Annotated in this window: 10 protein-coding genes and 1 tRNA gene; 7 read left to right on the plus strand and 4 right to left on the minus strand. The window is 49.8% G+C overall.

From position 1 onward, the window contains the following. Positions 1 to 414: 414 nt before the first annotated feature. Positions 415 to 490, minus strand: a tRNA-Phe gene (locus tag SBO83_RS09705). Positions 491 to 1,154: 664 nt separating this feature from the next. Here SBO83_RS09705 and speF point away from each other — a divergent pair. The 4 genes from speF to SBO83_RS09725 all read left to right on the plus strand — a co-directional run bounded on the left by speF (position 1,155) and on the right by SBO83_RS09725 (position 7,481). Further along, positions 1,155 to 3,317, plus strand: coding sequence for an ornithine decarboxylase SpeF (gene speF / locus SBO83_RS09710; RefSeq protein WP_396131364.1), 2,163 nt, complete (start codon positions 1,155 to 1,157; stop codon positions 3,315 to 3,317). Between the two features lie 422 nt (positions 3,318 to 3,739). Beyond that, positions 3,740 to 4,879, plus strand: a complete 1,140-nt coding sequence (locus SBO83_RS09715; RefSeq protein WP_396131366.1) for a polysaccharide export protein — start codon at positions 3,740 to 3,742, stop codon at positions 4,877 to 4,879. Then, a complete protein-coding gene (locus tag SBO83_RS09720) occupies positions 4,867 to 5,322 on the plus strand; it encodes an arsenate reductase/protein-tyrosine-phosphatase family protein (RefSeq protein WP_396131367.1) in 456 nt (151 codons plus the stop codon). The genes SBO83_RS09715 and SBO83_RS09720 overlap by 13 nt, the downstream gene beginning before the upstream one ends. 17 nt (positions 5,323 to 5,339) lie before the next feature. Further along, positions 5,340 to 7,481 (plus strand): polysaccharide biosynthesis tyrosine autokinase, encoded by a 2,142-nt coding sequence (locus SBO83_RS09725; protein WP_396131368.1) that lies wholly within the window; start codon positions 5,340 to 5,342, stop codon positions 7,479 to 7,481. A 56-nt stretch (positions 7,482 to 7,537) separates the two neighbouring features. Here the strand turns inward: SBO83_RS09725 and mltC are convergent, their stop codons facing one another. From mltC to mutY, 3 genes are all read right to left on the minus strand, one after another. Continuing rightward, on the minus strand, positions 7,538 to 8,614 hold the full coding sequence (mltC, locus tag SBO83_RS09730; RefSeq protein ID WP_353503384.1) for a membrane-bound lytic murein transglycosylase MltC: 1,077 nt from the start codon (positions 8,612 to 8,614) through the stop codon (positions 7,538 to 7,540). Positions 8,615 to 8,708: 94 nt separating this feature from the next. Beyond that, positions 8,709 to 8,981, minus strand: a complete 273-nt coding sequence (locus SBO83_RS09735) for an oxidative damage protection protein (protein WP_034793128.1) — start codon at positions 8,979 to 8,981, stop codon at positions 8,709 to 8,711. Then, a complete protein-coding gene (gene mutY, locus SBO83_RS09740; RefSeq protein WP_396131370.1) occupies positions 8,978 to 10,060 on the minus strand; it encodes an A/G-specific adenine glycosylase in 1,083 nt (360 codons plus the stop codon). Before mutY ends, SBO83_RS09735 begins: the two co-directional genes overlap by 4 nt. 200 nt (positions 10,061 to 10,260) lie before the next feature. Here mutY and trmB point away from each other — a divergent pair, with 200 nt between their 5' ends. From trmB to glsB, 3 genes are all read left to right on the plus strand, one after another. Then, positions 10,261 to 10,980, plus strand: coding sequence for a tRNA (guanosine(46)-N7)-methyltransferase TrmB (gene trmB, locus SBO83_RS09745; RefSeq protein WP_396131371.1), 720 nt, complete (start codon positions 10,261 to 10,263; stop codon positions 10,978 to 10,980). Beyond that, on the plus strand, positions 10,980 to 11,306 hold the full coding sequence (locus SBO83_RS09750; protein ID WP_353503381.1) for a YggL family protein: 327 nt from the start codon (positions 10,980 to 10,982) through the stop codon (positions 11,304 to 11,306). Before trmB ends, SBO83_RS09750 begins: the two co-directional genes overlap by 1 nt. A 124-nt stretch (positions 11,307 to 11,430) precedes the next feature. Beyond that, positions 11,431 to 12,357: a glutaminase B gene (glsB, locus tag SBO83_RS09755; protein ID WP_396131372.1), complete on the plus strand. Its 927-nt coding sequence runs from the start codon at positions 11,431 to 11,433 to the stop codon at positions 12,355 to 12,357. Positions 12,358 to 12,371 lie beyond the last annotated feature (14 nt).

A 12,371-nucleotide genomic window follows, 5' to 3' on the forward strand; every position in this document is an offset into this window, starting at 1 on the left:
GGCGTGCATAGTTAATTCCATCAGCGGGACACCTTCCAGGGGGAGTGCAGACCACAGCCAGTTAACACATGTAGCAAACAGGGGTTATTGTCTAATGTATGAACAGCTCAGACAATAATTTTTTTGATAAACATCCTGAAAATCAGAATATTGACGCAACTGGGGGGGCAGTCTTTTCAGTGCCGGACGGATCAGACAATGACTGGATAAGGTCATATGTTGATGAATACACTGGGGGGAGAATAATAAGCACCGGTAGTTTGCCGCCTGTCAAACGTTGGTAGCGAGAACTGGAAGCAGGAAATCCTAAGACTGGATAGAAGAGTGGGATTGTGGGGGCTGGGTTCAGCACGACCAGAAATCCACGGAGCCCAAAGCAAAAAACCAGCTGTTAAGCTGGTTTCTTTAAATTAGTGGTGCCCGGACTCGGAATCGAACCAAGGACACGGGGATTTTCAATCCCCTGCTCTACCGACTGAGCTATCCGGGCAACGGGGCGCATTAAACCGTATTGGGCCTACGTCGTCAACGGCTTTTTTGCGTAAGCGTTAATCGAATCATCCGAATGGTGTTTTTTAATCCAATACGGCTTGGTTCGCCGCCAAGGGGGTGAAAACTCTGGGTTAGCGCCTTAGGAAATTCAGTCAAATGAATAGCTTAAAAATGTTGCATTTTGAGAGGAATTTGGTGACTTATCCAGCTTGAAACAGGGGGGGAATAGTGACATTATTGCGCCGATTTCTACGCTAAGAACTTTCCTTTTTCGCGACAGCTCATGAGGGTTGCGGCATGACCGGTTTATCACATCGCGCTTCCTGCAAGCGTCACCCATCGCTGATGAACTCCTCCGGGCGTGGTGAACGTCGCGTTCGCCGTTTTTCTACTTCAGAAGTTCCTTCCATGCGGTAAGGCTACCTTGCTTGCTGTTAGGCATGATTAAAAACAGAGCGTTCTCTGGTTTTACTGATGTCTACCAGACGTGGCTGAGCCTGACCTTCGAACCGTAATCCCTTTGCCTGTTGGCATCGCACTCGCTCGACATCACGCTCACGTACACGTCACTTTGCCGGGCTGGATCTTTGCGTTTCGCTTTAAGAACCCGCCCATTGCCGTGCCGATTGGCACACCCTCTTACTTAACCGTTTGAGAGTCCTATGAAACTTTTAAAACTTGCAGCAAGTGCCTCCGTGGCCCCTTACATAGAGTCGCACCGCGCGGTGGTGGATCTGCGCCGTGCTGACTACGCCGACGTGGCGGCCATTATTATCTCCGTGAGTGATTTGAACAGCGGCAAGCTGTCGGAGATAAATTCGCTGGGTTTTGGTATCCCGGCATTTGTTGCAGTGCAGGGGGCAGAGCAGGTTTCTCCTGATTATTTGTTGATGCTCAAAGGCGTGGTGACGCTGTCGGATGCCAATCAGGCGTTCTATGCGGCGCAGATTGAAGCCGCCGCGCAGGCGTATGAAGAGGCGCTTTTCCCGCCGTTCTTCGACACTTTAAAGAAGTACGTTGAGATGGAAAACGCCACCTTTGCCTGCCCTGGGCATCAGGGCGGTGAGTTTTTCCGTCGCCATCCGGCGGGCCGCCAGTTTTATGACTTTTTTGGCGCGAATATTTTTCGTTCCGACATGTGCAACGCCGATGTGAAGCTGGGCGACCTGCTGATCCATGAAGGTTCGGCCAAAGATGCCCAAAAATATGCCGCCAAGGTATTCAGCGCGGATAAAACCTATTTTGTGCTTAACGGCACCTCGGCGGCCAATAAAGTGGTCACCAACGCGCTGCTGACCCGCGATGATTTGGTGCTTTTCGACCGCAACAATCATAAGTCCAACCACCACGGCGCGCTGCTACAGGCCGGGGCAACGCCGGTTTATTTGGAGACCGCGCGTAACCCGTTTGGCTTTATTGGCGGCATCGACGCAGCCTGTTTCGACGAGTCCTATCTGCGTAAACAGATTCAGGCCGTCGCTCCGCAGCGTGCCAATGAAAAGCGCCCGTTTCGTTTGGCGATCATTCAGCTTGGCACCTATGACGGCACGATTTACAACGCCCGTCAGGTGGTGGATAAGATCGGCCATCTGTGTGATTACATCCTGTTTGACTCGGCGTGGGTCGGCTACGAGCAGTTCATTCCGATGATGGAGCAGTGCTCGCCGCTGCTGCTGGAGTTGAATGAAAATGATCCGGGCATCATCGTGACCCAGTCGGTACACAAGCAACAGGCCGGATTCTCCCAGACCTCGCAAATCCACAAAAAAGATAACCATATCAAAGGCCAAAAGCGTCATTGCAGCCATAAAAAGCTGAACAATGCGTTTATGATGCACGCCTCGACCAGTCCGTTCTATCCGCTGTTTGCCGCGCTGGACGTCAACGCGCGTATTCACGCCGGCGGCAGTGGCAAGCATATGTGGATGGAGTGTGTGAAGCTGGGGATTGAAACGCGCAAAATGCTGCTCGACCAGTGTTCAATGATCCTGCCGTTTGTGCCGCCGTTGATTGATGGCAAGCCTTGGCAGCATCATGAAACCGAGAAAATGGCCAATGATGTGCGCTTCTTTGACTTCGTGCCGGGGGAAAACTGGCATGCGTTTGAAGGTTACGCCGAAAAGCAGTATTTCGTCGATCCTTGCAAACTGCTGTTGACCACCCCGGGCATTGACGCTGCCAGCGGCAAATACACCGAGTTCGGCATTCCGGCCACTATTCTGGCTAACTATCTGCGCGAGAACGGCATTGTGCCGGAGAAGTGCGACCTAAACTCGATTCTGTTCCTGCTGACTCCGGCGGAAAACCCGGCCAAGATGCAACTGCTGGTGGATGAGATTGCGCGCTTTGAGCGTTATATTGAAGAGGATGCCTTGCTGAGCGAAGTGCTGCCGACGGTGTATCGCAAAAACGAAGAGCGCTATCGTGACTACACCATTCGCCAGCTGTGTCAGGAAATGCACAACCTTTATGTCAGTTTTGATGTGAAAGAACTGCAAAAGGAGATGTTCCGTGAGGCCAGTTTCCCGAAAGTGGTGATGAACGCCCAGGACGCGCACAGCGAATTTATTCGCGATAACGTCGAGTTGGTGCCAATTGGCCAGGCAGAAGGGCGCATTGCTGCCGAAGGTGCGTTGCCGTATCCACCGGGCGTGCTGTGCGTCGTTCCCGGCGAAATTTGGGGCGGGGCGGTGCAGCGTTACTTTATGGCGCTAGAGGAAGGAATCAACCAGCTGCCGGGCTTCTCGCCTGAGTTACAGGGCGTTTATATCGAGAAGAAACCGGTGGGGTGGAAGCGCATCATGGGGTATGTGATTGCCAAATAAACACTCTTTTTAGATATACAGCGTGAGCGCGGCTAGGATAATAGCCGCGCTTTTTTATTGATATCTATAAGTGGTGGTTATTAGTTGATTGTTTAATTGCTGTTGTTTTTATTGTTTACTGCTGTTTATTATTTCATTTTATTTTAGTTGATGGTTTTATTTCTTACCCCGTTCCCATCAAGTTGTATTTAATTTATCATTGCTGTAGTTAGCGAAATCTAAGTGCCAGTTCAGGACGAATGCAGGGTTGTTGATTTTTATGTGTTGCTTATTTTATTTCAATTACTTCTCAAATTAACAATCGATTGCATTAGATATTCTAATGAATAAGTCGAAGGATGCCCGACTTTTATCAATTCATAATAATTATTTAATCAAATTACATAACTATTTTTTTACTTTTCGATATCAATGGACATGAAATGGAAAAAATTAAAAATATACAATTAATTACCGCCTTAATTGCAGCAATGTCAGTCAGTGGTTGTCAGATCACTCCCGGCGCTAAACTCTCCACCTCAGATAAAAATGTTATTAAATCCACCGGACCTATTGAGGACATAAATAAGTTAGTGGATGTCTATCCCATTACGCCCAAGCTGGTGGATACATTACGGCGCTCGCCCGTGTCAGCTAAATCCAATAATCAATTGGATGATGAGGTAAAGAATTACGAGTATGAGATTGGTGTGGGTGATGTCCTGATGGTGACCGTTTGGGATCATCCTGAATTGACCACGCCGGCAGGACAATATCGTAGTGCTGGCGATACGGGGAATTGGGTGCATTCCGACGGGACGATTTTTTACCCTTACATCGGTAATGTGCATGTGCAGGGAAAAACGGTTTCTCAGGTTCGCAATCTAGTCACTCGCAAACTCGCCCAATTTATTACGTCGCCGCAAGTCGATGTGAGCGTTGCCATTTTCCGGTCACAAAAAGTGCATGTCACGGGTGAGGTCAATCGCAGCGGACAGCAACCTATTACCAACGTGCCCCTCACGGTGGTCGATGCCATTAATCAGGCTGGCGGAATAAGTGAACATGCTGACTGGAATAATGTTGTATTAACTCGCCAAGGGAAAGAGCAGGTCATTTCATTATATGAGTTGTTTAACAAAGGGAATTTAAGCCAAAACTATTTATTATTGAATGGGGATATTTTATATATCCCGCGTAACGATAATTTAAAAGTGTTTGTGATGGGGGAGGTGAAAAAGCAAACTACATTAAAAATGGACCGCAGCGGAATGACATTGACCGAGGCGTTAGGAAACGCTGAGGGCATTGACCAAATGACCAGCGATGCCAAGGGAATTTTTGTTATTCGCTCCCATCGTGGACAAGGTGAAAAGATTGCCTCTATTTATCAATTGGATGCGCGAGACGCCACTTCACTTATTTTAGGAACGGAATTCGTACTCCAGCCCTATGATATTGTGTATGTCACCACTGCACCAATTAGCCGTTGGAATAGAGTTATTAGTCAATTAGTCCCAACCATAACCGGTATCCATAGCATGACAGAATCGATCCGCTGGGTGGGAACTTGGAAAAATTAAATTTAAAAACTATTCTGGTGGTCTGCGTTGGTAATATTTGTCGCTCGCCGATTGGGGAGCAGTTATTACAAGATTTCCTCCCTGACCATTCGATTCGCTCTGCGGGGCTGAGTGCTCTAGTAGGCTATGATATTGACCCTATCATGGCTGAAAGCGCAATTCGGCACGGTATCACTTTAAAGAGTCATTCTGCTCGCCAGCTGACACAGGAGTTGTGTCGGGATTGCGACTTAATACTGGTAATGGAAAAACAACATATCTCTCAGCTTGCTCATATTGCACCAGCAGCTCAGGGGAAAACGTTACTGTTTGGTCACTGGAATGATCAAATGGATATATGTGACCCTTTCCGTCGAGCGCAAAGCTTATATGACGATGTTGTATTGCAGCTGCGGCGCTGTGCTCAACAGTGGCGTAATGCTTTAACAATGGCCAAAAAATGAATGCCAAAGGAATAAATATGCTTGCTAAAGGCGTACCGCATCAGGATGTGCACCAAGAAAACGACATTGATTTGCGCTATTTGCTAGGGGTATTAATTGACGCTAAGAAAATGCTGATAGGCATTACGCTAACAGGTTTTCTATTGGGTTTTCTCTGTGTATGGAGCATGCCTACCGTCTATAAGGCTGATGCTTTGATTCAACTCGATAAAAGCACCGGCAGTAGCTTACTTAATGGGATATTTGATTTTGCCAATGGCCATGCGTCGCTTGCAACCACAGAAATTACCTTAATAAAGTCTCGTTCGATATTAGGCAATACGGTATCAGTGCTTGCGCTGGATAATGTGGTGCGAGAGAAGAAATGGCCACTCATCGGCGGGTTATTTCCCCAGCCCACCACGCGCCTCAAGGTGCCATTATTTACCCCACCCGAGAAGATGCAGGGCAAACCTTTTACGCTGACGCTATTGGACTCTGGCCGGTTTCATTTGCAAGGAGAAGGGGTCTCTGCCGAAGGGGAGGTTGGCAAAGAATTAACCTTGCCGGATCTGCGCATTCTGGTTCAGGCCGTTGATGCGCCAGTCGGCTCAATCTTCATCTTAAATAAAATCAGTCAATTTGCGGCAATGGAGGCGATCAATAAAAACCTGACCGTTGCCGAAACATCCAAGGACAGTGGCGTTTTGCGCCTGAGCTTGTCGGGGACGGATAAGATATTAATCCGTCAAATTGTCGATGAGCTGAGTGTCGCCTATCTGAAACAAAATATTGGTCGTAAGTCAGAATCCGCCAGTAAAAGTCTAGCGTTTTTGCAGCAGCAGCTTCCCAAAATAGAATCGCAGTTGGAAAAAAGTGAAGCCAGCCTCAGGCATTACAGGCAGCTAAACGAATCTATTGATTTACCCATGGAGGCTCGTGGCATCTTGGAGGCAGAAGTCGCGATAACCACGCAATTGAACGGTCTGACTTTCGAAGAGGCCGAACTCTCAAAACGCTACACCAAAGCGCACCCGGTGTATCGCGCACTGGCTGAAAAGAGAAAGACGTTATCGGCGAGTAAAGCCGCGCTGGAGTCAAAAATTAACGGCATGCCGAAAACGCAGCAGGACATCTTGCGATTAACGCGCGATGTGCAAACGGCGCAAGAAATGCATTCTTTGTTAACTAGCAAACAACGAGAAATGGAGATTAAGAAGGTCAGCACCGTAGGGAATGTCCATATCATCGACTCTGCTCAGACATTACCTAACCCCGTGGGGCCAAATAAACCGATGTTGCTAGTGCTTGCGCTGATGTCCAGCGTATTTCTGGCGTTAGCTAGCGTACTGCTACGCAACGCGTTGAAACGCGGTATTGGTTCCTCACATGAACTCGAGTTGCTGGGTTTAAAAGTATATAGCAGCCTGCCTCATTCCAAGCACCAAAGCATCACGAGATTATTTAAGGCGAAAAAAAATCTACCGCGAAAACATAGTTTATTGGCTATAGAAAATCCCGATGACTTGGCAGTAGAAGCGATCAGAAGTTTGCGCACCGGTCTCTACTTTCTACTCAAAGAGGCCAACAATAAGATTCTGATGGTGGTTGGGCCTACCAGTGGAGTGGGTAAAAGCTTCGTGATTAGCAATTTGGCCGTGGTGCTTGCCCAGTCGAACTTACGTGTCTTATTGGTTGATTGCGACATGCGCAAAGGTTGCTTACACCTTCCCTTTAAGTTGAAAGAGCATCGGGGGTTGGCGGAGCTACTCTCAGGACAGAAAAAGATTGCGGAGTGTCTCTACAAAACCTGTCTTCCGCAGCTTGACTTGGTTCCTCGTGGCATCGCACCCTCGAATCCGTCTGAGCTACTGTTGACGCCGCGCTTTGGCGAATTCTGCGATTGGGCGACTAAAAACTATGATGTGGTCTTATTTGATACTCCGCCGATCCTCGCCGTCAGCGATGCTGTGATTATCAGTAAATATGCCGGCACCAGCTTAATGGTGGCTCGCTTTGAAATGACATCCGCTAAGGAAGTTGAACTGGCTATGCAGCGTTTTGAGCAGCAGGGACACACCATCACCGGCGTGGTGCTCAACTCGGTCGAGCCACGGGTGGCGCAATTTTATCAGTATGGTCATTTTGAGAATTACCAATACAAATCTGATACCCACTAAGCACAAAAAACGGAGGCCAAAGGCCTCCGTTTTCTTTCATGCCAACTAGCACCAGGCTAATCCACCCGGCGATAGCTCTTCTGCGTGGTATTAACCTTATACAGATAGCGGCGTGACTCACCCGATGGGTGTTTGGTGGTCAGCGTGGTGTAAACGTCGCCCGGCTCCATGCTGTTGATGATGCTAAACGCACGGTTTTTATCGCTGGAGAAGACGCGCAACACGCTGCCCGCGCCGCCGTTGTAGGCGGTGATCACAGCATAACGTTTGGAGGTTGGGTTGGTGATATTACCCAAGTAGACGTTTTGCAGCATCGCCAGATAGGCAGTACCGGTGTTGATGTTGTTTTGTGGATCAAACAGATAGCTGCGACTTGGTTTGCCCCATTTGCCCTCTGATTTGAACACGTCAACGCCCGCAGTGTGCTGAACAACCTGCATTAAGCCCAGTGCATCAGCATGACTGACGGCATATGGGTTGAATGCGGATTCAGTTTGCATAATGGCGAGGATCAGCGACTGGTCTACGCCGTACTTGGCGGAGGCTTCGCGCACCATTGGCAGGTATTTATGTGCACGTTTGTTCAGGTGGTTTGGCACCATCTGAATAGTAACGGAATAGATGATGTGTAGCCCCGACTGGCGGCGCTGCAGCTTGTTCTGTACCAGATAATCGGCAAAATTAGACGCCCGACCCTGCCAGCGGATTGGCTGCCCGGTGTTGTCCAAAACCTGACCGTAAAGCATCGGCTCTTTACTGATCTGAATATCGTTGGCGTCGGAATAGAGGTCTACATTGCCCGGATCATCGCCTACCAGCAAGGTGCTGATAATCGCCTGACGAAGGTTAGCGGTCGGGTTAGTTCCGGCAATGGTTTCAATAGTGATGGTACCCGCATCAAAGTTGATGTGGCTACGGGTGTAATATTGATCGCTGTATTTTACGTAGTCTTTAGGACCGGCGATAAGGACTTCATTCAGCCCCCAGATATTCTCGATATTGTGAGCAAATTGGCCCATCAAAATATCGAAGCCATTGGTATCCTTGACGTAAGCTTCATTGAACTGGTCTTTTTTGCTCGAGCAGGAGATCAGGAGCGGGGCGATGACCAACAGCGCTAAAATTTTCTTCATCTTCAAAGCCGTATCGTGATGAAAGATGTCAGGCGGTTAATTTCGCGAAATAACGGCCTGACGGGGTTTCTAAATGGAGTGTTATCGACGGCAATTATTTTGACGGCGGCGTATAGCCTTCGATATGCACGTCCTGCCCTTCAAACAGGAAATTCACCATTTCCTGTTCCAGCAATTTGCGGTCATCGGGATTCATCATGCTGAGTTTTTTCTCATTAATTAGCATGGTTTGTTTGCTCATCCACTGTGACCAGGCTTCTTTAGAAATCTCATTGAAAATGCGTTTACCCAGTTCGCCCGGATAAAGCTGGAAGTCTTGACCTTCCGCATCACGTTTTAGAAAGGTACAAAAAATCGTTCTGCTCATGTTGATTCCTTATCGATCATGCTGTTGGGCGACTCTTTCGCCAACTGCGTTAACAAACGCTCTACCGGCGCGGCGAGCCCAACGGATTGTGGTTGCGCTAAGTTATACCAGAGACCCGCACCTTCATCCATGCAACCCGGCACTGAGCGCAGATTTAGCCACATTGGAACGATATCCAGATGGAAATGGCTGAAAGTGTGACGAAAAGCCACCTGCTGCTGCAACTGATTAAGGGTAACACCGTATTTATGTAGGCCACTTTCCAGCTCTTCTTCACTGGCAAATTGTGGGAAACAGAACAAACCGCCCCACAGGCCAACCGGCGGGCGCTGCTCCAGCCACACATTGTCTTTATGTTGAATCATCAACATAAAGGCCGTTTTCTCTGGCAGGGTCTTTTTCGGTTTTTTGCCGGGATATTTCGCCCAGCTGTTCTGTGCGTATGACTCACACTGGGTATTAAGCGGGCACAGCTCGCATTTTGGTTTGGAACGCGTGCAAACCATCGCCCCCAAATCCATCATCGCTTGGTTAAATTGCTCAACCCCCTTGGCTGGCGTGACCTCTTCGGCGATGGCCCATAAACGGTTTTCGACCTTTTTCTCACCCGGCCAGCCTTCGATGGCGTAACAACGCGACAGCACGCGTTTGACGTTGCCGTCGAGAATCGGGTGGTGCTGGCCCAGTGAGAGAGACAGCACGGCTCCGGCAGTCGAGCGGCCGATTCCCGGCAGTGCATTCACGGCCTCAAAATCGGTGGGGAACACGCCACCGTGCTCGCTGGCGATGGTCTGAGCGGCTTTATGCAAGTTGCGGGCGCGGGCGTAATAGCCCAGCCCGGTCCACAAATGCAGAACCTCATCCTGTGGCGCGGCGGCGAGATCGCTAACGGTCGGGAAACGCGCCATAAAACGTTCAAAATAGGGGATCACCGTCGCAACCTGTGTTTGTTGCAACATCACCTCGGAGAGCCATACTTTGTAAGGCGTTTTTTCGAGCTGCCACGGTAATGTTTTGCGGCCAAAGCGCTGGTACCATTCGAGTACCGCTGGCGCGAACTGGTTCTGCGCTTGCTTCATAAATGAGTGATGGGTCCGGCAGGATAAATTCAGGGCGGGATCACATCACAGAGTCTGGTGGGTGTAAACCGGAAGTTTCCGACCTGTTTCTGGCCGCAACGCTTGCTTATCACCCCTAGGTTTGGATAATGCGCCATTCCTGAATTTGTTGCCCAACCGCGCACTGCTGAAAGAGCACTGCCCAATAGAGTGAAAGCCCTATGAAAAACGACGTCATTTCACCGGAGTTCGATGAGAACGGTCGCGCCATGCGCCGTATTCGCAGTTTTGTCCGCCGCCAGGGCCGCCTGACTAAAGGCCAGCAACACGCGCTCGACAATATCTGGCCGGTAATGGGCGTTGAATATCAGGCAGAAGTTCTGGATATCGATGCGCTGTTTGGCCGCGCCGCGCCAACCGTGTTAGAAATCGGTTTCGGCATGGGTACCTCTCTGGTCACCATGGCACAGCAAAATCCTGAGCAGAACTTTATCGGCATTGAAGTCCACTCACCGGGCGTGGGCGCATGTTTGATGACGGCTCAGGAAGAAGGGGTCAGCAACCTGCGCGTGATGTGTCACGACGCGGTTGAAGTGCTGGAAAAGATGATCCCGAATGGCTCACTGGACATGGTGCAGCTATTCTTTCCTGACCCATGGCACAAAGCGCGTCATAATAAGCGCCGTATCGTGCAGCCAGCCTTCGTTGAGCTGCTGCGTAGCAAATTAAAAGTCGGTGGCGTATTCCACATGGCGACCGACTGGGAGCCGTACGCTGAACATATGCTTGAGGTGATGACCAGCCTTGAAGACTGGAAAAACCTGTCGCAAGACAGCAACTATGTTCCGCGTCCAGAATCGCGCCCGGTAACCAAGTTCGAAATGCGTGGCCAGCGTTTAGGCCACGGCGTATGGGATCTGATGTTTGAGAGGAAGCAATAATGGCCACGAATCGTAGTCGTCGTTTACGTAAAAAGTTACACATTGCCGAGTTCCAGGAACTGGGCTTCTCAGTAAAATGGCGTTTCGCGGAAGGCACCCCGGTTGAAACTATCGATGAGCAGCTTGATGCGTTCATCGAAGGCGTTATAGAGCCAAACAAGCTGGCGTTTGACGGCAGCGGCTACCTGCAGTGGGAAGGTTTGATCTGCCTGCAGGAAATCGGTCACTGCACCGACGAGCACCGCGCACAGGTTAAAAAATGGTTGGAAGACCATAAAATGGAAGATGTAGAAGTTTCCGACCTGTTCGATATCTGGTGGGATTGATTCTGTCGTCATCCTTCGCACGACATCTGCTGCCTTGATGCAGCGCGAATGATTTTGGCAGAATGAATAACGGAATTATTAAAGGTGCCTTCGGGGCACCTTTGTCATATCTGGAGTCGAGACGTTGGTAACCGAATTAGATAACCGTTTACTGGAAGATATTCTTGAGCAAGTCCGCCCGCTGATTGGTCGCGGCAAAGTGGCGGATTACATTCCGGCGCTGGCTGAAGTCAATCCTGACAATCTCGGTATTGCGGTCTGTACCACGTCTGGAGAGATTTTTAGCGCTGGCGATGCCAACGAGCGTTTTTCCATTCAGTCGATTTCCAAAGTGCTAAGCCTGACGCTGGCGCTGACCCGCTATCAGGAGAGTGAAATCTGGCAGCGCGTTGGCAAAGAGCCGTCGGGCCAGCCGTTTAACTCCTTAGTCCAGCTTGAGCTGGAGCAGGGCAAGCCGCGCAATCCCTTTATCAATCCTGGCGCGCTGGTGGTGTGCGATTTACTGCAAACTCGCCTCGCCGCTCCTAAGCAACGCATGCTCGAAGTGGTCCGTCAATTGGCCGGACAGCCAGATCTCAACTACGATCGACACGTGGCGCGTTCAGAATTTGATAATTCCGACCGTAACGCCGCGATTGCCTATTTAATGAAATCTTTCGGTAATTTCGAAAACGACGTCATTACCGTGCTTCACACCTATTTTCATTATTGTGCGCTGCGCATGAGCTGTGTCGAACTGGCACGAACCTTTGCTTATTTGGCGAATAAGGGCCAGCCGCTCGACAGCGACGAGCCGCTGATTGACGCGCGACAGGCCAGACAAATCAATGCGTTAATGGTGACGAGCGGCATGTATGACGGCGCGGGGGAGTTTGCCTATCGCGTAGGGATGCCGGGCAAGTCTGGCGTCGGCGGCGGCATCATCGCCATCGTCCCAGGGGAGATGTGCATTGCAGTTTGGTCACCCGAACTTGATGCCGCAGGGAACTCTTTGGCCGGAACCGCTGCCTTAGAGAAACTGGCGCAACGAATTGGCCGTTCGATTTTTTAATTGTTTGCTGTTGG

This window comes from Ewingella allii (assembly GCF_044430645.1).
Classification (GTDB): Bacteria; Pseudomonadota; Gammaproteobacteria; order Enterobacterales; family Enterobacteriaceae; genus Ewingella; species Ewingella allii.

Bases quoted from the DNA above. Each gene is read 5' to 3' on its own strand.
- speF (WP_396131364.1), top strand. From the start codon at position 1,155: ATGAAACTTTTAAAACTTGCAGCAAGTGCCTCCGTGGCCCCTTACATA.
- SBO83_RS09715 (WP_396131366.1), top strand. From the start codon at position 3,740: ATGGAAAAAATTAAAAATATACAATTAATTACCGCCTTAATTGCAGCA.
- SBO83_RS09725 (WP_396131368.1), top strand. From the start codon at position 5,340: ATGCTTGCTAAAGGCGTACCGCATCAGGATGTGCACCAAGAAAACGAC.
- mltC (WP_353503384.1), bottom strand. From the start codon at position 8,614: ATGAAGAAAATTTTAGCGCTGTTGGTCATCGCCCCGCTCCTGATCTCC.
- SBO83_RS09735 (WP_034793128.1), bottom strand. From the start codon at position 8,981: ATGAGCAGAACGATTTTTTGTACCTTTCTAAAACGTGATGCGGAAGGT.
- mutY (WP_396131370.1), bottom strand. From the start codon at position 10,060: ATGAAGCAAGCGCAGAACCAGTTCGCGCCAGCGGTACTCGAATGGTAC.
- trmB (WP_396131371.1), top strand. From the start codon at position 10,261: ATGAAAAACGACGTCATTTCACCGGAGTTCGATGAGAACGGTCGCGCC.
- SBO83_RS09750 (WP_353503381.1), top strand. From the start codon at position 10,980: ATGGCCACGAATCGTAGTCGTCGTTTACGTAAAAAGTTACACATTGCC.